This window comes from Mycobacterium saskatchewanense (assembly GCF_010729105.1).
In the GTDB taxonomy this organism is placed as follows: domain Bacteria; phylum Actinomycetota; class Actinomycetes; order Mycobacteriales; family Mycobacteriaceae; genus Mycobacterium; species Mycobacterium saskatchewanense.
The window spans coordinates 2,279,636-2,302,670 of the sequence record NZ_AP022573.1; the positions used below are offsets into that span (position 1 = coordinate 2,279,636).

Consider the following 23,035-nt stretch of genomic DNA (forward strand, 5'->3'; position numbering starts at 1 on the left):
CGATCAGGACGCCGCCGTTGCGGCTTCCAGATCGACCAATTCGTCGCACAAGTGGTCCGCGAGGCCGCGCACGGTGGTGATCTTCGTGGGGCTGATGCGCACACCTGTCTCGGTCTCGATGCGGGTGCGCAGCTCCAAGTTGCCGAGCGAGTCGAGCCCGTAATCCGACAGCGGCCGGTCCGGATCGATCGTGCGCCGCAGCAGCAGGCTGATCTGACCGGATACCAGCCGGCGGATCGCGCTCGGCCATTCCTCGCGGGGCAGGGCTTTCAGTTCGGCGAGGAACTTTCCGGTGTCCCGTTTACCCTGACTCATCGACTGGAACGCCTCGGCGAACCGGCTGCGCTGGGCGAACGCCGTCAGCCACGGTGTGCCCATGATCGGCGCATAACCCGCGTACGGACGGTCGTAGCGCAGCAGCGTCTCGAACGCGCGGTAGCCCTCGGCCGGCTTGATCGCAACGCCGGCTCCCTCGGCCAGGGCGGTGGCGCGCCCGACCTCCGACCACGCCCCCCACGCGATCGCGGTGCACGGCAGCCCCTGCGCGCGCCGCCAGTGGGCGAACCCGTCCAGCCAGCTATTGGCCGCGGCGTAGGCGCCCTGCCCCGGCGAGCCGACCAGCGCGGCGGCCGACGAGAACGAGCAGAACCAGTCCAGCGGCTGGCCCGCCGTTGCCTCGTGCAGGTTCCACGCCCCGTAAACCTTTGGCGCCCAACACCGGTCGATCAGCTCGTCGCTGACGTTGGTGAGCGTTGCGTCCTCGACCACGGCCGCCCCGTGCAGCACGCCGCGCACTGGCAACCCCGACGCGGTCGCGCATTCCACCAAGCGGCGGGCGGTGCCCGGATCGGCGATGTCACCGCACTCCACCTGGATGTCGGCGCCGGCGGCGCGAAGCCGCTCGATGGCTTCCTGTGCCCCCTCGTCGGGCGCCGAGCGGGAGTTGAGGACGATCCGCCCACAACCGGCCGCGCCGTCGCGCGACGCCATCTCGCCGGCGAGGAACAACCCCAGTCCCCCGATGCCGCCGGTGACAATGTAGGCGCCGTCGGACCGGAAGGGCCGCACCTGCTCGGGTGGCACCACGGCCACGCTGCTTCCCGCTTGCGGCACGTCGAGCACCACCTTGCCGGTGTGCCCCGCCCCGGCCACGAGGCGGACCGCCGCGGCCGCGTCGTGGATCGGGTAATGCGTCGTCTTCGGCAGCGGGAGCTCGCCGGATGCCGTGCGTTCGTACACGGTTTCCAGCAGGCGCCGCAGGGTCCGCGGGTGCGTGTAGGTGAGCAGCGCGAGGTCGACGGCAAACATCGACAGGTTGCGCCGGAACGGGAACAGCCCGAGGCGGGTGTCCCGATAGATGTCGCGCTTGCCCAGCTCGATGAAGCGACCGCCGAAGGCCAGCAGGTCGATGCCGGCGCGCTGCGCCGCACCCGGCAGCGAGTTGAGCACCACGTCGACGCCGTGTCCGTCGGTGTCCCGGCGGATCTCGTCGGCAAAGTCAGTGCTGCGCGAGTCGTAGACGTGCTCGATCCCCATGTCGCGCAGCAACTGCCGCCGCTCCGGGCTGCCCGCGGTGGCGAAGATCTCGCAACCCACGGCCCGCGCGATCGCGATCGCGGCCTGCCCGACGCCGCCGGTGCCGGAGTGCACGAGCACCTTGTCGTCGGGCGAGATGCGGGCCAGATCGTGCAGGCTGTACCACGCGGTTGCCGACGCGGTGGGCACCGCGGCGGCGTCCCGCAGCGGCACCTCGGGGGGTAAGGCCACCGCGTGCTCGGCGTCGGCGATGACGAAGGTGCCCCAGCACCCGTTGCGGGACATGCCGCCGACGTGGTCGCCGATCTTGTGTTCGGTGACGTCGGGTCCGACGGCGGTCACCACGCCGGCGAAGTCGCCGCCCAGCTGCTGCTGGAAGCCCTCGAAGGTGGGATACCGGCCGAAGGCGACGAGGACGTCGGCGAAGTTGATGGTCGACGCGGTGACCGCGACCTCGATCTCACCCGGTCCGGGCGGTACCCGGTCGAAGGCGGTGAACTCGAGCGATTCGAGGTCACCGGGGATCCGGATGCGCAGCCGCGTGCCGTCACGGTCGTGGGTGACCACCGCGGTGCGGCGTTCGGCCGGGCGCAGCGGGCCGGGCCGCAGCCGAGCCGTGTACCACTCGCCGCCGCGCCAGGCGGTCTCGTCCTCGTCCGAGCCGCTCGCCAATTGTGCGGCGACACGAGCGGGTTCGGTTGCCGCGTCGAGGTCGATCTGGGTGGCACTCAGATGCGGATGCTCGGCGTCTATCACTCGGAGCACGCCGCGCAGCCCGGCCTGCTCGAGGTTCGCCACATCGCCGGTGGCGACCGTGGCGGCGTTCCTGGTGACCACGAACAGCCGGGGCGCCTGGCCGGGCAGCTCGGAGAGCTCGCGCGCGACGGCCACCACGTGGGACACGTGGTCCCGGCCGCGGCGCAGCCGGTCGGCGCCCTCACCCGATGGCGCCGCCAGCACGACGACGCCGGTCAGGCCTTTCAAGACCGCGTGGGCCGCGCCGTGACCGTTGGAGGCGACCGCGCCGCGCCCGGACAGCAGCGATCGCAGCCGATCGGTGTCGCCCGATCCCAGCGGCAACGACGCCGTCGCGCATTGAGCGCCAGAGGTTTCCAGTGCTTCGGCGAGCTGCGTCGCGAACGGGTCGGCCCCGTCGGACGCGTCAAGCAGCAGCCAGGATCCCGGCTCGTTCGCCGGCGTTTCCGGCAGGTCGCGCGGCTCCCATTCGATGGTCAGCAACCGCTCGTTGAGTACCCGCTGGTCCTGCTCGTGCCCGGAGGCCCCGCCGGCCATGCGCAGACCCTCGACGGTCAACAACACCGTTCCGGCCTGGTCGAGCACCTCCAGGTCGGCCACGCACTCGCCGGGACGCGACGACGTGATCCGGGTCAGGCAGTAGTGCGCGTTGCGTGTCGACCGGTAGTTGCGCAGCCGGCGCACGCCCACCGGCAGGAGCAGGCCGCCTGCGCCCGCCCTCTGCACCTCGGGGTGGACGATGACCGACTGGAAGCACGCGTCCAGCAGGGCCGGGTGGGTGGCGTAGGCGATCTGCTGCGAGCGGATCGTCGGCGGCAGCGCCACCTCCGCGAGCACCGTCGTGACCTCGCCCTCGGCGGTCCGCGTCGCGGCCAGTCCCGCGAAGGCCGGTCCGTACTGAATGCCCACGGCGTCGAAGGCTTTCCGTAGCTCGGCGCCATCCACGCGGGATGGGTGCGCGGCGATCAGCGTGTCCAGGTCATGGGCGGGCGGCTGTTGCTCCTCCGCTTCCGCCTGGTTCGCGGAGTGCAGGACGGCGCTCGCCCGCCGGATGCGTTCGCCCTCCTCGTTGGTTTCCACGGTGAACTCGAGGACGCCCGGCGCGGCGACCGTGGCCGACGACGACGCCCGAGTGTGGTCGTCGAGCAGCAGCGTCTGCTCGAACTTGATGTCGCGGACCTCCGAGCCCTCGCCGAGGGTCGCGCTGGCCGCTGCGAGCGCCATCTCGCAGTACGCGGCGCCGGGAAGGGCCGCGACACGGTGGATTTGGTGGTCACCGAGCCACGGGTGCGCCTCGGTGCCGATCTCGCCCTGCCAGACATGGCGCTCCGGCTCCTCGTGCAGGTGCACGTGCGCGCCGAGCAGCGGGTGCACGGTCTGCACCGCCGTGCCGCGCGTCTGATCGAGCGACTCGCGGCTCAGCAGGAGGTCGCGGTGGGTCCAGGTGGGCAGCGGCGCGTCCAGCAGGCGACCGGAGGGGTATTGGACCGAGAAGTCGACCACGGCCCCGGCGCTGTGGACGTCGGCGACGAAGCCGCGCAGGCCGAACGGCACCTCCTGCTCGCGCCGCATGGCCGCCAGCGCGGCGATCGGCATGTCCAGGCTCGCCGCGTTCTGCTCGACGGCGTGGGTGAGCAGCGGATGCGGCGCGAGCTCACCGAAGACCCGGAACCCGTCCTTGAGGGCCGCCTGGACGGCCGCTGCGAACCGCACGGTGTAGCGCAGGTTTTCCGCCCAGTAGTCCGCGTCGAACTCGGGGCGTTCCTTGGGGTTCCACAGCGTCGCCGAGTAGTACGGCACCTCCGGCGTCCGGGGCTGGAGGTCGGCGAGGGCCTCGACGAGCTCGTCGAGGATGGGGTCCACCTGCGGCGAGTGCGAGGCGACGTCCACGGCCACCTCGCGGGCCATCACGTCCTGCTCCTGCCAGGCCGCGACCAGGTCGCGGATCGTCTGGGTGTCGCCGCCGACGACGGTCGACGTCGGCGAGGCCACCACGGACAGCACCACGTCGGACACCCCGCGAATGGACAGCTCCGAAAGCACTTGCTGGCCCGGCAGTTCCACCGACGCCATGGCGCCACTACCGGAGATCCGCTTCATCAGCCGTGAGCGCCGGCAGATGACGCGCAGCCCGTCCTCGAGCGAGAGCGCTCCGGCGACCACGGCGGCCGCGGACTCACCGAGCGAATGCCCGATGACCGCCCCGGGGCGCACCCCGTAGGACTTCATCGTCTCGGCGAGGGCGACCTGCATCGCGAAGATGGTCGGCTGCACGCGGTCGATACCGGTGACCGTCTCGGGCGCCGTCATGGCCTCGGTCACCGAGAAGCCGGATTCCTCGGCGATCACCGGCTCGATCGCGGAGATGGTCGCCGCGAACACCGGCTCGGTGGCCAGCAGCTCGGCGCCCATCTTCGACCACTGTGAACCCTGGCCGGAGAACACCCACACGGGGCCGCGGTCATCCTGGCCGACGGCCGACTCGAACGGGATGTCGCTGTCGGCCACTTCCCGCAGGGCCTTGCTCAGCTCGCCAAAGTCACTGGCCGCCAATACCGTTCGCACCGGCCGGTGTGCACGGCGCCGCGCCAGCGTGTAACCCAGATCGCGCAGGGCCGCGCCACCGGCGCCTTGGAAGTCGTCGACCCAGTCCGCCAGGCGGGCGGCGGTGACCCGCAACTGCTCGGCCGAGGTCGCGGAGACGGGAAAAAGCAGCGGCCCGCCTTCTGCCGGCACCTCCGGCTCGTCGAGGGGAGGGGCCTGTTCGAGAATGGCGTGCACGTTGGTGCCGGACAGCCCGTAGGACGACACGGCGGCACGCCGCGGGTGGTGACCGTTGGTGGGCCACGGCGTGTTGTCCTGCGGCACAAAAAGTTCCGTCTTGATCTCGGCCAGCTGATCGGGCAGCCGGGTGAAGTGCAGGTTCTGCGGAACCACGCCGTGCTGGAGCGCGAGGATGGCCTTCATCAGCCCCAGCGCCCCCGACGTGGACTGCATGTGGCCGAAGTTGGTCTTCACCGATCCGAGTGCGCACGGGCCTTCTGCCCCGTACACGGCGGCCAGGCTCGCGTACTCGATCGGATCACCGACCGGGGTCCCGGTCCCGTGGGCTTCGACCAGACCGATCGTCGAGGGCTCCACGCCCGCGGCGGCCAGCGCGTCCCGGTAGACGGCCACCTGCGCGGTCTCCGAGGGCGTCGCGATGTTGACGGTGCGGCCGTCCTGGTTGGCCGCCGTGCCGCGCAGAACCGCCAGGACACGGTCGCCGTCGCGTTGCGCGTCCGCCAACCGCTTGAGCAGCAGAACGACGCAGCCCTCGCCCGAGACGAACCCGTCCGCCGCCGCGTCGAACGCGTGGCACTTGCCGGTGGGTGACAGCATGCCCTGCAGAGAGCCGGTGATCGACTTGCGGGGTTCCAGGGTCACCACGACGCCGCCGGCCAGCGCGAGGTCGCTTTCACCGCTGTCCAGGCTGCCGCACGCCTGGTGCACCGCCATCAATCCGGACGAGCAGGCCGTGTCCACCGTGAAGGCCGGACCGTGCAGGCCCAGCGCGTACGCCACGCGCCCGGACGCGAGGCTGGGACTGGTGCCGGCGAATCCGTACGGTCCCTCGGCGGCGCCGATCTCGGCGGTCAGCAGCTCGTAGTCGCCATGGGTGAGGCCCACGAAGACGCCGGTCTGCGACCGGGCCAACGAGGCCGGATCGAGGCCGGCGTGCTCGATGGCGTCCCATGACGATTCCAACAACAGGCGGTGCTGGGGGTCGATCGCGATCGCCTCGCGTTCGGTCATCCCGAAGAAGTCACAGTCGAAGCCCCCCACATCGTCGAGGAAGGCACCCCACCGTGTGACCGACCGGCCGGGGACGCCGGGCTCGGGGTCATAGAACTTGTCCGCGTCCCACCGCTCGAGGGGGATCTCACCGACGAAGTCGTCGCCGCGCAGCAGCGCGTCCCACAATCGTTGCGGGGAATCGATCCCGCCGGGAAGTCGGCAGGCCATACCGATGACGGCAACGGGTGTGGCGTTTGCGGCGCGCAATGTGGGAGCCCCCTGTTCTCGCCCAACGGCATTGGGCATCCGACGGCCGTGCGAATGCTCAGCGCAGCCCCGTGCGCATCGGCGCGCACCATCTCGCATGCATCCGGGCTCGGAAGTTGATGTGCAGGTGTCAGCATACCGACCAACGACGCCGGCTCGACGGTACGAACGTACCGCAACTCAGCGAGCCGGCCGATTAGGGCGACGTGAAAACTGTGTTGCGAGTGAGGAATTCCACAACTTGGCGCCGACGCTGGCAAACACTTCGTTCAGCCACACCCAGCTCGCCGCGCGGTTCGGCCAAGACCGCCAAGGGTCGGGATTCGCTAGAGCTTTCCGGCGGTGTCGGCAGCACGTGCTGCATTAACGGCGTTAAGTCCTTTGCTGGCAAAGGAACTCGGAGAGAACCTCGGAAAGGCGGGCCATCCGACCGAGCGGCAGACTCCCAGGGCCACCCTTGCGCCGTACCCGATGACTCGGGCATACCGAAAATTCCTGGCGATCAGTCGAATTCGGGGGGATCTCCCGGACCGGCGGCCGGCTGAGCGCTGGCGCGGTCGGCACGATACGCCTCCGTTGGAAATCCGGCAATGCGGTGATCGGCGCCGCGCGAGTGGCGGCGACGACGCGCCGGGCGACACGCCGTGATGGGGAATAGCCGGAGATTCGCTGCGCCACAACTGAAAACACACTTTTCCGCCATGCCCACCGTCAATGACGAGGTAGCTCGGCGATGATCAGGCCTTCTCGGCTCGCTCCGCCTGCCCGGACTCGTCGGCCTTAGCCGGGTCCTCGACCACGTGATAAACCGGGTCGAGCATGCACATCGGGCGGTTGCCCGTTTGGCGGGCCTTGCCGGTGATCCGCAGCAGCTGGCCGGGCTGGATGTCGCCGCCACCGTGGCCGGGGCGGAACGTGACGGTCAGCTCGCCGCTGCTATCTCCGACAGTGATCTGCCGAAGGGTCCGTTTGCCCCGGGCGACGTCCTCGACCTCGCTGACCCGCCCCTCGACTGTGGCGCGCTGGCCCGAGATCAGGCCCGCCACCATGATCACCGACGGTGGCCGTGCGGGGTGCTCGTAGGCGTCGACTTTGTCGTCTTCACCCTTCGAGACCCACGCCTTGAGCTTGTCGATCTCGTCGACGATGCGCTGCTCGAAGGTGTTCGGGTACGCCTCCTTGATCCGGGATTCCACGTCATAGGGGACGATCGTGGCCGCGGCGTCGGGGATGACGCTGACGGCCCGGGCGATCTTGTCCGCCGTGCGGTCGTGCAGCAGCCGGCCCAGCAGCGGCGCAAACGTCCGGCGCGGCAGCAGCACCGTCACGTTGGTGTTCGGGTGCTCGTCCCGGGCCTTGGCGACGAACAGCTGCGCGGCGCGGGTGATCCGGCGGTCGGGGCAATCGACGATGCGCAAAGGGGTGTCCAGGTCGAAGTGATCCCACCGCTTGCGCAGTTGCGCCGCGTACGCCGCGTCGACCATGAAATGGACCGCCACCAGCTCGTCGGCCCGCAGGCCCCTGCCGTACCGCAGCGCTTCGATGACCGATAGGTCCAGCGAGTTGACGAAGACGAATACCCGGTGGCGCGCGTACTTGACCATCTCGGGACGATCGGTGCGGAACATCTCGAGGATGGCCGCCTCCGCCCGGTACTCGCGATTGAGCCGGGTGAGCGCGAACACCAGGAGCGGGAAGATGACGACGACCAGCCAGGCGCCCTCGGTGAACTTGGCCACCGCGAAGATGCCCACCACGATCGTCGACAGGATCGCCGCGGAGAGGTTGATCGCCAGCCGTCGGCGCCATCCCGGTTCCCGATGCGTCAGGTGGTGCTTGGTCATCCCGTAACCGGCCATCGAGAACCCGGTGAACACGCCGATCGCGTAGAACGGGACCAGGGCGTTGACCGAGCCGCCGGTGGCCAGCAGCAGTACCACGGACAGCGCGGTGAGCGTGATGATGCCGTTCGAGAAGACCAGGCGATGGCCGCGTTTGGTCAGCTGCCGCGGCAGGAAGCGGTCTTCGGCGACGAAACTGGCCAGCGCCGGGAACCCATTGAAACTGGTGTTGGCGCCGGTGAACAGAATCGCGGCGGTGGCGGTCTGGACCAGCACGTAGAAGACGTTGCCGATGACCCCGCCGCCGAAGACCCCGCGGGTGATCTGCGACAGGACGGACGGATATTCACTGAGATACGGGGTGGCATGGGTGGCATACGCGAGGTATGCGACCCCTGCCAGCAGGAAGCCGAGGATGCTGGCCATGATGGTCAGCACGAGCCGTGCGTTGCGGCCCTGCGGTTTCCGGAAGTAGTCGACCGTGTTGGAGATCGCCTCGACGCCCGTCAGGGACGAACCACCGTTCGCGAACGCGCGCAGCAACACCAGAACCGTCGCGCCCATCACCAGGCCGTCGGCGTGGTGGACCGGCACGGTCCCGGGCATGTGCGTGGGGTCGTACACCGGTAGGTCCCCCATGAGCACGCGCGTAACACCGACGACGATCGTCAGGCCGACCATGACGACGAAGAAGTACGTCGCGAACGCGAATGGCCACCCCGCCTCCCGCAGGCCACGCAGATTCGCGTAGCAGATGAACAGCACCACGGCGACCGTGATCTGCAGGCTGTGCGGCCCCAGCGCCGGGATGGCGGACACGACCGCGACGGTTCCCGCGGCCGACTGCACGGCGACCGTGACCACGTAGTCGATCAACAGGGCGGCCGCGGCGACCTGCGCGACGCGGGGCCCGAAATTGTCCCGCGCGACGATGTAGGAGCCGCCCGCACGCGTGTAGGCCATGACGACCTGCCGGTACGACGCCGTCACCAGCACCAGGATCAGCAGGATGACGCCGGTGACGGGCAGCAACAACATGAACGCCGCCAGGCCGGCGTGCGGAAGCAGTTCGATGAGGATCTGCTCGGGACCATAGGCGGTGGAGGAGATCGCATCCGGCGAAAGAGCCCCGAGCGCAACCGGATTCGAGAGCTTCTCCTCGCCGAGCTCCTCGGTGATCAGCGGCTTGCCCAGCAAGACGCGCTTGGCGATGTCCCCGAACGCCAGTGGGATACGTGGCTTGCCCGCCGAAGTTGTCACGACCACATTCCTTACCCGAGGTTGAGCACCGAAAACAGGGGAAACGCTGCGAAGCATTCTGCCGTCCGCGGCTCCCGGGCGGCGGATGAGCCGGGGTGGGCTTAGGCGAGTCTCTGCACGGCGGCGGCGATGCGCTCGTCGTCGGCGGTCAGCGCCACCCGCACGTGCCGTCCGCCGCGGGGGCCGTAGAAGTCGCCGGGCGCCACCAGGATGCCGCGGGCGGCCAGCCACGCGACGGTGTCGCGGCAGGGCTCGTCGCGAGTGGCCCAGAGGTAGAGGCCGGCTTCCGAGTGGTCGACGGTGAAACCGGCCGAGCGGACGGCGGGGAGCAGGACGGCGCGGCGCCGCTCATACCGCTCCCGCTGCGCCCGCTCGTGGGCGTCGTCGTCGAGGGCGGCCACCATGGCGGCCTGGATCGGCGCCGGAACCATCATCCCGGCGTGCTTGCGCACGGCCAGCAGCTCGGCGACGAGGTCCGCGTCCCCTGCGACGAAACCGGCGCGGTAGCCGGCCAGCGAGGAGCTCTTGGACAGCGAGTGGATCGCCAGCAGCCCCGTATGGTCGCCACCGCAGACGGAGGGATGCAGCACCGACAGCGGTTCGGCCTCCCAGCCCAGGCCCAGATAGCACTCGTCCGACGCGACCACGCCACCGCGGTCGCGCGCCCAGTCGACAACCTTCCGCAGGTGGTCGACCCCCAGCACGCGCCCGGTGGGATTGCTCGGCGAGTTGAGATAGACCAGCGCCGGGGCCCGCGGCCCCAGCTGGGTCAGCGAATCCGCACGCACTACCTCGGCCCGTGCCAGCCGCGCGCCGACGTCGTACGTGGGGTAGGCCAGCTCCGGCACGACGACCAGGTCGGCGGGGCCCAGCCCCAGCAGGGTGGGCAGCCAGGCGATGAGCTCCTTGCTGCCGATCACCGGCAGCACATCGTCCGAGGAGACGCCGGTGATCCCGAAGCGGCGCTCCAGCGCCGCGACAGCCGATTGCCGCAGGCGGGCGGTACCGGCGGTCGTCGGGTAACCCGGCGCGGAACTCGCGGCCGACAACGCTTCCCGGATCAGCGGGGCGACCGGGTCGACCGGGGTACCGACGGACAGGTCGACGATTCCGCCGGGGTGGGCCTGGGCCGACGCCTTGGCGTCGGCGAGGGTGTCCCAGGGAAATTCCGGCAGGGATTCGGACACTCGCCCGCGTGGGACGCGCGTCCCGGGCTGGTGCGGCACCGGCCCGTTCAGTCGCCTTCGCCCTGTGGCGGCAGGTCCTTGACCACCTGCGGGTCGTTCTCGGTCAGGCCGACCTTCGCGGCACCGCCCGGCGAACCCAGCTCGACGAAGAAGTCGGCATTGATCTGGGTGTACTGGCTCCACTGCTCGGGCACGTCGTCCTCGTAATAGATCGCCTCGACCGGGCAGACCGGCTCGCAGGCGCCGCAGTCGACGCATTCGTCCGGGTGGATGTACAGCATCCGGGCGCCTTCATAGATGCAGTCGACCGGGCACTCCTCAATACACGCCTTGTCTTTGATGTCCACGCAGGGTTCGGCGATTGTGTAGGTCACAGACGTCTCCTCCATGTGCTGCTCTTTGTGGGCTGGTTCAGCCGGCCCCTGGTTCAGCCGGCCACGGCGTTTCGGGCCGCTGCAGAGAAAGCTTTGGTTACTGATACTAGACGTTGCACATACACGTCAACCACCTGGCTCGCGGGTCGGATTGACCGCTGACGCGGTGCCCGCGACGCGGCTCGCGGGACCGCCCGCCCGGGACCGTGGCGGACCCGCGCCGACGGCTGGACCGCGGCTGGGGCGCCGAACTGTGGCGCATCGGCCCCCGAACCGCTCGTGCGGCGCCGCTTCGAGCGCGGCAACCGGCCGGTCGACCCCGTTCTGGGGGCCGTTCGCCCACGGCGAACAGCCGTCTGACCTGGGAATTGTTACACCCGGAGCCGAGTTGCCGATAACGATTGCGAGGGAGAAACCTCACGGGGGCTGGTAATCTCAAGGGGAGACGGCAACCGCTGGGCAATGTCGTCGCCGTTCATTTGACGGTGCATTAGTTCGGGAAGGGTGTCCACAAGATGAGGCTGTCGTTGACTAAACTGGCTACCGCGTTCGGCGGTGCCGCGATCGCGTTGACCGCCGCTGCCGGGATCGCATCGGCCGATCCCCTGGATCCGGTGATCAACACGACGTGCAACTACGGGCAGGTGATCGCTGCGCTCAACGCGACGGACCCGGGCGCTGCCGCCCAGCTGAATTCGTCGCCGCTGGCTCAGGGTTACCTGCGTCAATTCCTCGCTTCGCCCCCGCCGAAGCGCGCGCAGATGGCGCAGCAGATCCAGGCCATGCCGCAGGCCGCGCCGTACTTCAACGACGTCCTGTCGGTGGCGGGTAGCTGCAACAACTACTGAGCGCGCACTCAGTAGCCGCTGAACAAGCGGCGGACCAGGCCTAACGCAGCGGACCCGGCATGGCTGTACAGCCGTGCCGGGTCCGCTGGTCGTCGCCCCCACAGCAGCACCCGGGCCGCGGCGTCGGTCTCGATGGTCGCCGGGCCCTCGGCGGGTGCCAACTCGATGCTGGTGTCGTGGCCCTCGGCCCGCATCACGACGTCGTCGGTGTCCGGAACACGCAACCGGGCGTCGACGCGTTCCCCCGACCGCAGCCGCTTGGCCCCCTTGACCAGCAGCGGTCGCCCCACCGCAACGACGCTGTGGGTCGTCATCCACGGTTGAGCCGGGGGCGCCCCCATCTCGGCGTTGTCGCCGGTGAAATCCCAGTCGTGCAGCACCAGCTCCTCGCGCGTGTGCTCGGCGAACCACGGCACCTTCATGGTTCGGCCGGTCCAGCCGACGTCGGTGTCTGGCGGCACCCCGTCCGCGGCCCCCGCCATCTCGTTGAGCCTGGCCATTCGGTCGTGAAGCGCCTCCCACAGCTCGGCGTCGTCGAGGTCGCGCAGTGGGCCCTCGCGTTCCTACGACCGAGCCATACCCATCCGCCGCTGCGAGGATGCACCCCGCGCGATTCAGGCCGCGAGCGGGGCGTAGGTGGTCGTGCGTTGGCGCGCGGGGCGCCCGATGCCTTCCGCGATCGCGCTCAGCTCGGCCACGGTCTTGGACGAGCCGTGCTCCGAGCCGGCCATGCGCGAGATGGTTTCCTCCATCAGCGTGCCGCCCAGGTCGTTGGCGCCACCGGTAAGCATCACCTGCGTGCGTTCGACGCCGAGCTTGACCCAGCTGGTTTGGATGTGAGAGATGCGGCCGTGCAACATGATTCGGGCCAGCGCGTGCACCGCCCGGTTGTCACGGTGGGTCGGCCCGGGCCGCGCCGCGCCGGCCAGATACAGCGGCGAGTTCTGGTGCACGAACGGCAAGGGCACGAACTCGGTGAAACCGCCGGTGCGGTCCTGGATTTCGCGCAGGACGTTGAGGTGGCCGACCCAGTGCCGCGGGGTGTCGACGTGTCCGTACATCATCGTCGACGACGACCGCAGGCCGACCTCGTGCGCGGTGGTCACGATCTCGATCCACATCGAGGTGGGCAGCTTGCCCTTGGTCAGCACCCAGCGCACTTCGTCGTCGAGGATCTCGGCGGCGGTGCCCGGGATGGTGTCAAGACCCGCCTCGCGCAGGCCGGTGAGCCACTCGCGAATGCTCAATCCGCTCTTGGTCACCCCGTTGGCGATCTCCATCGGGGAGAACGCATGCACATGCATCGAAGGCACCCGGGCCTTGACCGCGCGGACCAGCTCGGCGTATCCGGTGACCGGCAGTTCGGGGTCGATCCCGCCCTGCATGCACACCTCGGTGGCACCCTGGACATGCGCTTCCCAGGCGCGGTCGGCGACTTCGTCGACGGACAGCGAGTACGCGTCGGCGTCGCCCTTGCGCTGCGCGAAGGCGCAGAACCGGCAGCCGGTGTAGCAGATGTTGGTGAAGTTGATGTTGCGGTTCACCACGAACGTGACGTCGTCGCCAACGGTGTCACGGCGTAGCGAATCCGCCAGTGCCGCAACCGCTTCCAGGGCCGGCCCGTCGGCCGTCGCCAGCGCCAGGTACTCGTCGTCGCTGCATCCGCCTGGGTTGCGCTCGGCCGAACGCAGCGCTGCCAGCACATCGGTGTCGATGCGCGCCGGCGCGTGCGCGGCCAGCTCGTGCACGCGCGCACGGATCGACTCCCAATTCCCGAACGCACTGTCGAGGTCGCTGCGGGCCTCGGAGTTGCGGCCCTCGGTGTCGATCGCTGCGTTGAGGTCGACCCGGCCGGAGGACTCGATGTCGTCGGGCTCCTGCCACGGCATGCCCACCGGGTTGACGTCACGGGCGAGACCGGTGGCGGGGTCGGCCAGCGCATCGACGTGGCCGCGCACCCGCGGGTCGATCCACGCGGCGCCGGCCTGGACGTATTTGGGCTGCGCGGTCAGCCGCTGCACCAGTTCGTAGCCGGCCTCGGCGGTCACCGCGGCCAGCTCGTCCAGCGCCGGCCAGGGGCGTTCGGGGTTGACGTGGTCGGGCGTCAGAGGCGAAACGCCACCCCAATCGTCGACCCCGGCGCCGAGCAGCGCCAGGCACTCCTCGCGGGACACCAGGTTGGGCGGCGCCTGGATGCGCATGCCGGGGCCCAGTACCAGCCGTGCCACCGCCACCGTCGCCAGGTAGTCGTCAATCCCGGCATCGGGGACGGCGGCCATCGCGGTGTGTTGCTTGGCCCGGAAGTTCTGCACGATGACTTCCTGCACGTGCCCGAATTCCTTGTGCAGCTTGCGGATCGCGTGCAGGGTGTCGGCGCGTTCGGGCAGGGTCTCGCCGATGCCGACCAGCAGGCCGGTGGTGAACGGGATCGACAACCGGCCCGCGTCGGTGAGGGCGCGCAACCGGACCGCTGGGTCTTTGTCGGGACTGCCATAGTGCGCAAGCCCTCTGGTTTCGAACAGTCGCCGCGACGTCGTCTCGAGCATCATGCCCATCGACGGCGCCACCGGCTTCAGCCGCGACATCTCCGACCAGCTCATCACGCCGGGGTTGAGGTGCGGCAGCAGTCCCGTCTCCTCGAGCACCCGGATCGCCATGGCCCGCACGTAGGACAGCGTGGAGTCATAGCCGCGTTGCCCGAGCCATTCGCGAGCTTCCGGCCAACGGTCCTCGGGCCGGTCGCCGAGCGTGAATAGCGCCTCTTTGCAACCGAGTTCGGCGCCGCGCCGCGCCACGTCGAGAATCTCGTCGGGCTCCATGTACATGCCGGTCCCCTCGGCGCGCAGCCTGCCCGGCACGCTGACGAACGTGCAGTAGTGGCAGTTGTCGCGACACAAGCGCGTGACCGGGAGAAAGACCTTCGGCGAATAGGTGATCGGCAGCCCGCCGCCGGGGCCGCGGCGTCCGGCCGAGTGCAGCCCCGCGTCGCGCACCCGCGCGGCGCTGGCGCACAAGTCCGCGAGGTCGTCGCCCCGGGCGGTCATCGCGACGGCAGCCTCATCGAGGTTCAGGGCGACCCCGTCGCGCGCCCGCCGCAACACCCGCCGCATCGCCGACGCGCTGGCTCGAGGCGGGAACAGGGGACTGGGCAGGGCGGTGGGCTCCTGGTCTGGAGTCAGCGGCACGTTGGTGTAACTCCCCCACGCTCGGATTTCATCCGCGGGTCCCGATATCCGGCGGATCGGCAACCTTGGCGGGTCCCATAGGCGCAACAGTAGCGTCAGGGCCGCGGCGGCAAGCGGTCGACCGTGCGGGGCGCCCGCGCGACGGCCGGCCGACCATTTTCCCGACATTCCCGCTAATTTGCTGGGATCGAGTTACGATCCGTGCGGTCGCCGGATCCCGCCATCGAAATCGTGCTGGTTGAGCCGAGGGAGGTACGAGATGTCTTTCTTGCTGACGGCCCCCGAGGCGCTGGTCAACGCGGCTTCCGACCTGGTGGGCATCGGCACCGGGCTCGACACTGCCCGCTCCGCGGCCGCGGCGCCGACGACGGGCATCCTGGCCGCGGCGGAGGACGAGATCTCGACGCAGATCGCCGCGTTGTTCTCCGCGCACGGGGTGGGGTTTCAGCAGCTCACCGCCCAGGTGTCGGCCTTTCATCAGCAGTTCACCGCTGCCCTGACCTCGGGCGCGAACGCGTACGCGCAGGCCGAGGCTGGCGCCGCGCAGACTCTGACGAACGCGGTAAACGCGCCCGCCACGGCTCTGCTGGGCCACCCGCTGCTGGGCAGCGGCGCCGGGGCCGGTATCGGTTCGCTGGCAGCGGGCGGCGGGGCCCTGTCGAACGCTGCCGCCGGCCTCCTGGCCCGCGGCGCCGCGGCGGCGAGTCAGGCCGGCGCGCTATTACTGGGTCCGACGGGCGGCGTCAGCGCCCTCACCGCGGCCGGCGCGCTGTTGTCGCCGGCCGCCATCACCGCCGCGGCCGCGGTGCCGGCGGCGAACGCCTTCGCGCCGATCGCCACCTCGATCGAGAACGCCTACCTGCAGATCGAGCCGTGGGTGCAATACGGGTTCGAGCTGCTCACCTATGCGGCCGGTTGGGTGCCCTACGTGGGCATCCTGGCTCCACAGATCATGTTCTTCTACAACCTAATCGAGCCCATAGTGCAGAGCGGCTTGTTCAACACGCTCGACTGGCTCGCCGGGGAGATCTCGTTCGCTCAGGGGCTGAGCAATTTCTGGGCGGCCACCACGGCGTCGATCAACTACTTCGTCAACACCGAGATCTACTGGGTGCTCGGGTTCCTGCCGCCGCTGCCACCGCTGCCGCCGCTCACCTGAGCGGCCCAGAGCCGCCAGGTCCGCCCTGGAAACCGCCGAAACCACCGAAACTCCGGTGCGGGTCGTGCTTTTGCCTCAAATCACGACCGACGCCGCAATCTCGACGGCAAAAACCTAGTGGGGGTGGCCGCGCCACAACACCCAGACCGGTGGCGCGACGCCGAGCACGAGCAGCAGCAGGGCTCCGTACGCCATCAGACCCTGGCCGCCCAGAATGACGTCGTCGCCGGGACCGCCCATGCTGATGACCGCCACCGTCAACAGCCACGTCCACAGCGGCAGGGCCGCCACTCGCGAGGACCGGGTCCATCGCCCGGCGGCCCAGACAAGAGCCGCGTTGAGCAGCCCGCTGAGCAGCCCACTGATGGGGAAAGGGACGGAACCGATGTAGGAGGGCAGGAGCAGCGCCGCGGCCAGCGCGGAGAGCACCCCGTCGACGGCCAGCAGCGCCAAGACGACAAACCGGATGGCGGGATCGGTCGCGCCGGTGTCCTCGAGGGACGGAGTGCGCGCCTCGGTTGCGGTCAGGTCGGAACGCTGTCGATGTTGGAGAGTATCGAGCCGATGACCCACTGCAGGCTGTCCAACCGGTCCTGCCAGTGCTGCATATTAGGGTCCATGTCAGGGTCCATCAGGGTTCCTTCCGTGGCTGCCTGTTCGGTAAGCCTACCGCCTCATGGTCCGCTGAAGCCAAGTCCCGCAAGCAAATCTGTTTCCCAGCCGCGCTCGTCGCGGGCGCCCGCCGTTCCCGCGGCCAGCACGTAGTGCTCCTCCGCGAGGATCGGCAGCGCCATGTTGTTCGACAGCGCGGCCGCCCGGCCGGTCGGTCCGACGACGACCTGGGTGGCGTGCGCGGCCAGCGCCGCGGTTTTGGCGGCGCGCGCCTCCGCCCCGGGCTCGATGACGGCGTCGATGTCCTCGTCGGCATAGCCGAAGTCGAGCTCGCCCTCCGGCGCGACCGCCCACCCCGGCCGCAGGTCTTGCGGGCTCAGCTCCCGCATGCCGGCGCCGAATGCGCTCAGCGCGAAGACCGTCCAGTAGAACTTCGGCACGGCCCACGGCTCGCCCGGGTAGTCCGTGCCCCCGGCGGCCGCCACCGCGGCGGTCGTGACGGTGTGGGCGTGCACGTGGTCGGGATGGCCGTACCCCCCGTTGGGGTCGTAGGTCACGACGACGTGCGGGCGCTGGGCGCGAATGATCTCCACCAGCGCCCCGACCGCCTCCCTTTCGTCGGCGTCGATGAACCGCCCACGACCCCGGGCGGGGGTGCCGCGCATGCCCGAATCGCGCCAGCGGCCCGCGCCCCCGAGGTAGATCGGTTCGCCGACGCCCAACGCGTTCAGCGCGGCGGTCAGCTCCCCGATGCGGTAGCCGCCGAGCTGATCGGCCCGGTCGACGGCGAGGCCTGCCCACCGGTCGCCAATGACCTCGCCCTCTTCGCCCAGGGTGCACGTCACGACGCTCACCTGCGCCCCGCGGGCGGTGTAATGCGCGATCGTCGCTCCATTGCTCAGGCTCTCGTCGTCGGGATGCGCGTGGACGAACAGCAGCCTTGGAGTCTCAAGCGTCTCGGGCATTGACGCACCCTACCTGGTAGCAAAGTCATCGACCTCGCCACTCTTTCCGCAGGCCGCAGCGAAATAGGAACGCCAGCGGCTACTATCGAACGATGTCCCAGCTCACCAAGACACCGCCGGCCGGCGGCCGCAGCCGCCGCCGGGGCGAGGTCCTTGAACGCGCCCTGTACGAGGCCACCCTGGCGGAGTTGGCCGAGGTCGGCTACGGCGGGCTGACGATGGAAGGGATCGCCGCGCGCGCCCACACCGGCAAGGCCGCGCTCTATCGCCGCTGGGCCACCAAGCAGGACCTGGTGCATGCCGCGCTGGTCCATACCTTGCCGCCATCCCCCGAGCTGCGTCCCGGCCGCTCGGCCAGGGACAACCTGCTGGCGGTGTTCGCCACCCATCGCGACATCTGCGCCGGCAAGACCGACTTCCCGGGGATGGCCACCATCAACCAGCTGCTGCATGAGCCCGAGATGCGCACCATCTTCGTCGACGCCGTGGTGGCGCCCCGCCTGCAGATCGTCGAATCGATCCTGCGCGATGCGGTCGCGGACGGCGACCTCGATCCGGCCACGATCACCCCTTTGACGGCGCGCATCGGTGCGGCACTGATCAACCAGCACTTCCTGCTGACCGGATCGCCGCCGAATAAGCGGGAGCTGGCGCTGATCGTGGACACCGTGATCCCGCCGAAGCCGTCGGCGTCCAAGGGCTAGGACGCCTGTTTCCTACAGCAGGCCCGCCAGGTCGACGCCGCCGGCGAGGATCTGGTCGAAGACACCCGGTATGCCGGCGGTGAGCCCGCCGTTGAAGACGCCGGAGCCGTTCCCGGTGAGGAAGCCACTCACGTTCAGCGCCGGGTTCAGGGTGCCGCCGCCGAGGAAGCTGTTGATCGTCTGTTCCCCGGTGAGCAGGGCCAGGTTGCCGGCGTTGAAGAAGCGGTTGATCGCGCCGTTCAATGCGACAGGGGTGCCGAACAGGCTTGTCTCCAAGCTCAATTCGTTGACCAGCAGGTTGGTGTTGAAGGCCGCCTCGGAGCCGGCCAGGTTGGTGAGCAGGCCAAACCCGGTCGTCCCGATGCCCTGCAGGCCCGCAATCGGTGCCGCCACCAGCGCCGCGCCCGTCGCGGGGAGCCCGGCAAACAGCGACCCGCCGAGGGTCGCGCCCAGCGACGCCTGCAGCCCACCCAGGTTGAGCGCGCCGCCGAGCGCGGTGGTGAGGCCACCGCCGCCCATGAACGCGCCCGCTATCGCCTCGACGACGCTGAGGTCCCACAGGAACTTGGTCGGCACGGCGGCCAGCAGGCCGCCGAACAGGCCGCCGCCGATGGTGGGGCTGGTTCCGATGGTCAGGCTGCCGGCCAGCAGGGCCGCCGGGAACTGGATGCCCAGCAGGCTGTTGACGGTCGCCTCGCCGGTGTCCAGCACCATGTTCCAGAAGTTGTAGAAGGTGTTGAGCACGTCGTTGCCGAGGTTGCCGAAGACGGCAAGTTCGATGCCGGCCTCCTGCGCGAGCAGGGCGGCGTTGAAACCGAGCTCCGCATTCAGCAGCGCGCTGTTGAAGGCCAACCCCATCGTCTGCAGCTGGGCCAGGAATGCGGCCGGTGAGGCCGCCGTCAGCAAGGCCTGGAAGGGCGCGACCAGCGCTGCCAGCGCGGCGGGGATTCCCGCCAGCGAGGCGGAAAGGCCGCCGCTCAGCGCCGCGTTGAGCGAAGCCCCCAGCCCGTTCAGGGCGAGGGCGATGTTCGCGCCCAGGGCGGGGCTGAAACCGAGGATGTTCGCCAGGCCGGCGAGGCTGCCGCTCAGGCTGGCGGTCAGCCCGGGGAATCCGGCCCCCAGGGCGCCCGTCAGCGCAGCGTTCAGCCCGCCCGTCAGCGCGGGCAAGTTCAGGCCCAGGCCGCCGGTGAGAGCGGGCAGGTTGATGCCCAGGCCACCGACCAGCGCGGGCAGGTTGATGCCCAGGGCGGGCAGCCCCGGCAGGGTGCCACCCAGGGCGCCGGAAAGCGCGGCGTTCAGCTGGGCACTCAGCCCCGAAAGGCTGGCGGTCAGGCCGGGCAGCCCGGCGGTCAAGCCGGGCAGGCCAGCGCTGATTGCGCCGGCCAGCGACGCCCCCAAAGGCGCCAGCGCGTTCAGCCCGCCGTTGATGTCGGCCGCCAGGGCGGCGCCCAGGGGCCCAAGCCCGGTAAGGCTGCCGCCCAAGCCCAAGCTGCCCGACAGCGCGGCGCTGAGTTGGGCGCCCAGGCCGGAAAGGCCGCCGCTGAGGCTGGCCGCGAGGCCGGGGAACGCGAGGCTCAGGCCACCGGTCAGGCCGTTCAGCCCGGCACCCAGGCTGCCGGCCAGGCCGTTCAGCCCCGCGCCGAAGCTGTTCGCCAGCGCGGTGCCGGTCTGAATCAGGCCCGAAAGTCCCGCGCCCAATCCCGGAAGGCTGGCGCCGAGGCCGCCCGACAACGCGGCGTTCAGTTGGGCGCTCAGGCCCGAAAGGCCGCCGCTGAGGCTGGCCTGCAGGCCGGGCAGGCCGGCGCTCAGGGTGCCCGAGAGGTTGGAGAGGCTGGCGCCGATGTTGGTGGCGAGCGAGCCGCCGGTCTGGGCGAGCGCGCTGAGCCCCCCATTCAGGTCCGCCGCCAGCGCCGCACCGAGCGGCGCCAGGCCCGAAAGGCTGCCACCGAAGCTGCCCGACAAAGCGACGTTGAGGCCGGCGCTGAGCTCCGACACGTCGGCACTGAGGCTGGCCGCCAGTCCCGCCAGGCCGCCGCTGAGGTCGACGCTCAGCGCGGGGACGGCCGCCGCCATCGTCTGAACGACGTTTGCCTCCGCCGCGGCGTAGGTGCCCGCGCCCGCGGTCAGGGCCTCAACGAAAGAGTTGTGGAACGCCGTCGCCGCCGCGCTCAGTTGCTGGTAACCCGCGGCGTGCTGGGAGAACAGCGCTGCGATGGCCGCCGACACCTCGTCGGCGGCGGCGGGGAGCACACCCGTCGTCGCCACCGCTGCCGCCACGTTGGCCGAACCGATGGTCGAACCGAGATTCGCCAAATTCAACGCCGCATCGGCGATGAATTCAGGCGCTGCAATCAGATACGACATCCTTGCCTCCCCGGCTTACAACTTCCAAAAAGTGCTGTCCCCCACGGCCCGTTCGTGCGGGTTATCGCGACGACGGCAGCGTATCGCTATGTCACCGTGAAAACGGCCGTTTGCATTAACTGGCGCCGCGGATACCCGGCACGAAGAATCCGTAATTCCTCCGTTACTTTTAGGCCATCTAATTTCCGCCCACGCCGCCCATGGACGAGGGTGGCTCCGGGTTGGCACGGAAATGTTTGTTATCGATTTAGCTGGGCGCAGAGTCGGCTGGCCGCTACGGCCCGGTTTTGACCCATTGGCCCGCGTCGCCCACGATGCCGACCGGCACCGCGCCCGACAGGCTGACGTTACGCACGCTGGGCCCGGCCGCGACGATCGTCGTGTCCTGCAGGATCGGCAGGACCGTCGACATGTTCCATATCCGGGGCTCGACCGCGGTGATCACGTCGTTGATGCTCTTGGATCCGTTGAGCGCGGCGTCGATGTTCGACTGGATGCTGCGATCGCAGATTCCGGTGAGGTTCGAGGGCGCCTGCACCAGCGCCCCGGGCTCGGGCGGGCGGCTCGGTGTCTGCGTCGGCGTGGGCGGGGTGGTGGCGGGCCCACCGGAGCCGGACGGACTGGCCGGACGACTCGCCGAGGGACTCGCGGATGCCATGTTCGACGTCGGCACCTGCGTCGTCTGCAGGGCCGGACAGCCGTAGCGCGAGGCCAGCAGCGTCGCCAGGTTTCCACCCGCCTGATGCCAGCCGACGATGGCGTCGACCTGATTGTCGGTCAGCGCGTCGTGGTACAGCGTCACCGGGTCGAGCGCCAGCACCGTCGCGGCGATCCCGACGTTGCGCAGTTGGTCGGCGACGGTGTTGGCCACCGCAACCGACGTCGAGTCGTTCGCCGCCACACCGATCACCAGCGACAGCTGCTGGCCGTCCTTGCTGATCCGGCCGCGGATGACCTCCGGCGGACCCGTGCTCGCCGGCGTCGGCGCGGGCGACGACGAAGTATTGGAGTCGATCGTGTACCCCGCCCCGGTCAGCAATGCCAGCGCCGCCGGCGTCGTCATCGCGGGCGGGGCGGTCGGCTCGTAGCCCGGGTCGCTCGGAGACCGGATCTGGGCCTGGTCCAGCGTCACGGTGTTGTCGCTGCCGGCGCCGACGGCCGCCAGCAGGTCGACGTCCAGCAGCCCCAGGATCGCCTTGCGGACCTGCGTGTCGGACAGCTTGGGCTCGTTGGCCCGCAGCGTGAGCTGCATGACCCGCGGGGTGACGATGCGCGCCGTCCGCACGTCGGGGATGGCGGACAGCTGCGCGAAGGCGGCCGAACCGCCATGTACCTGGGCCACCTGGGTGTCACCGTTGCGCACCGAGTCGGCCAGCGCGGCGGGCGCGCCGGCACGCCGAAACAGGATGAGGGCCGGTTTGGCCGGCGGCCCCCAGTAGCGGTCGTTGCGGGCGATCAGGATCTCGTCGCGTTGCGGGTCGATGCTCTCCACCCGGAACTGGCCGGCCGTGACCGGCATCGCCCGGGCCAGCCCGGCCGCGAAGCCGCCCGGCACGTCCTTGACGATATGCGCCGGCAGGATGTTGCTGAACAGTTCCTTCCACGCCGGGTACGGCTGGGAGAAGGTCACCACGGCCTGCTTGCCGCCCTCGAGCGACTGCACGCCGGTGATGAGGTCATACCCGGCCGGGTCGACGACGCCGGGCTGGCTGACCATCTGCCGCCAGAGGTACCAGAAGTCGTCCGCGGCGATGGGCGCATTGTCGGTCCACTGCGCCTCGGGCCGGATTTTATAGGTGACCGTGAACGGGTTCTGGTTCGTGACGTCCGCCGAGACGAGCAGCGTCGGGTCCATCTCCCAGCGGGAGCCCGTGGGCGTCCCGGGGTCGGGCACGGGCCGAAACGCGCTCGGCAACACCAGTGCGCTGATCGCGGCGTTCACCGGTGACAGGTCGGATAGCAGGTGCGGGTTGAACCCGGCGCCGATCGAGTCGATGCCCATGATGATCTGGGTGACCCGCGGGGGCGGCGGGGGCGCGTTATGCGGCGTGTCGGTGCTTTGCGGCGCCGGCGGCGGGTTGACCGTGCACGCCGCCAGGGTCAACCCCACCAACGAGACCAGGACGCCGATCGCGGTGAGCAGGCGTCGGGCTCGTCTCGGCACGCCGATCAGAGTATCGAGCAGCCGCCCAGCGGCCCG

The 23,035-nt window shown here is 69.9% G+C and carries 12 protein-coding genes and 1 pseudogene; 3 read left to right on the forward strand and 10 right to left on the reverse strand.

From position 1 onward, the window contains the following. Positions 1 to 3: 3 nt before the first annotated feature. From pks2 to fdxA, 4 genes are all read right to left on the reverse strand, one after another. Complete coding sequence (gene pks2 / locus G6N56_RS10450; protein WP_085258212.1) at positions 4 to 6,336, reverse strand: sulfolipid-1 biosynthesis phthioceranic/hydroxyphthioceranic acid synthase; 6,333 nt, start codon at positions 6,334 to 6,336, stop codon at positions 4 to 6. Between the two features lie 737 nt (positions 6,337 to 7,073). Then, on the reverse strand, positions 7,074 to 9,437 hold the full coding sequence (locus G6N56_RS10455; RefSeq protein ID WP_085258236.1) for an APC family permease: 2,364 nt from the start codon (positions 9,435 to 9,437) through the stop codon (positions 7,074 to 7,076). 101 nt (positions 9,438 to 9,538) lie between these two features. After that, positions 9,539 to 10,624: a succinyldiaminopimelate transaminase gene (gene dapC / locus G6N56_RS10460; RefSeq protein ID WP_142280827.1), complete on the reverse strand. Its 1,086-nt coding sequence runs from the start codon at positions 10,622 to 10,624 to the stop codon at positions 9,539 to 9,541. Positions 10,625 to 10,671: 47 nt separating this feature from the next. Beyond that, positions 10,672 to 10,998, reverse strand: a complete 327-nt coding sequence (gene fdxA / locus G6N56_RS10465; protein ID WP_085099779.1) for a ferredoxin — start codon at positions 10,996 to 10,998, stop codon at positions 10,672 to 10,674. A gap of 515 nt (positions 10,999 to 11,513) precedes the next feature. Here fdxA and G6N56_RS10470 point away from each other — a divergent pair. Continuing rightward, positions 11,514 to 11,846 carry a hemophore-related protein gene (locus G6N56_RS10470; protein ID WP_085258214.1) on the forward strand — a complete coding sequence of 111 codons (333 nt, stop codon included), beginning with the start codon at positions 11,514 to 11,516 and terminating at the stop codon, positions 11,844 to 11,846. 8 nt (positions 11,847 to 11,854) lie between these two features. Here the strand turns inward: G6N56_RS10470 and G6N56_RS10475 are convergent. Continuing rightward, positions 11,855 to 12,409 (reverse strand): annotated as a pseudogene (locus G6N56_RS10475) (maleylpyruvate isomerase N-terminal domain-containing protein); the annotation flags it as partial. A gap of 51 nt (positions 12,410 to 12,460) precedes the next feature. Then, complete coding sequence (locus tag G6N56_RS10480) at positions 12,461 to 15,031, reverse strand: bifunctional FO biosynthesis protein CofGH (RefSeq protein WP_085258216.1); 2,571 nt, start codon at positions 15,029 to 15,031, stop codon at positions 12,461 to 12,463. 259 nt (positions 15,032 to 15,290) lie between these two features. Here G6N56_RS10480 and G6N56_RS10485 point away from each other — a divergent pair, with 259 nt between their 5' ends. Continuing rightward, entirely contained in the window at positions 15,291 to 16,190 is a 900-nt protein-coding gene (locus G6N56_RS10485; protein ID WP_085258217.1) for a PE family protein, read from the forward strand. Positions 16,191 to 16,304: 114 nt separating this feature from the next. Here the strand turns inward: G6N56_RS10485 and G6N56_RS10490 are convergent, their stop codons facing one another. Together G6N56_RS10490 and mshB are read right to left on the reverse strand one after the other, a co-directional pair. Then, positions 16,305 to 16,763, reverse strand: a complete 459-nt coding sequence (locus G6N56_RS10490; RefSeq protein ID WP_085258218.1) for a hypothetical protein — start codon at positions 16,761 to 16,763, stop codon at positions 16,305 to 16,307. A 101-nt stretch (positions 16,764 to 16,864) separates the two neighbouring features. Next, on the reverse strand, positions 16,865 to 17,767 hold the full coding sequence (mshB, locus tag G6N56_RS10495) for an N-acetyl-1-D-myo-inositol-2-amino-2-deoxy-alpha-D-glucopyranoside deacetylase (RefSeq protein WP_085258219.1): 903 nt from the start codon (positions 17,765 to 17,767) through the stop codon (positions 16,865 to 16,867). 92 nt (positions 17,768 to 17,859) lie between these two features. Here mshB and G6N56_RS10500 point away from each other — a divergent pair, with 92 nt between their 5' ends. After that, complete coding sequence (locus G6N56_RS10500) at positions 17,860 to 18,471, forward strand: TetR/AcrR family transcriptional regulator (RefSeq protein ID WP_085258220.1); 612 nt, start codon at positions 17,860 to 17,862, stop codon at positions 18,469 to 18,471. Positions 18,472 to 18,483: 12 nt separating this feature from the next. Here the strand turns inward: G6N56_RS10500 and G6N56_RS29460 are convergent, their stop codons facing one another. Both G6N56_RS29460 and G6N56_RS10510 read right to left on the reverse strand, forming a co-directional pair. Then, positions 18,484 to 20,835, reverse strand: coding sequence for a PE family protein (locus G6N56_RS29460; protein WP_163645106.1), 2,352 nt, complete (start codon positions 20,833 to 20,835; stop codon positions 18,484 to 18,486). Between the two features lie 274 nt (positions 20,836 to 21,109). Continuing rightward, on the reverse strand, positions 21,110 to 23,005 hold the full coding sequence (locus G6N56_RS10510; RefSeq protein WP_163645205.1) for an ABC transporter family substrate-binding protein: 1,896 nt from the start codon (positions 23,003 to 23,005) through the stop codon (positions 21,110 to 21,112). Positions 23,006 to 23,035: the final 30 nt, after the last annotated feature.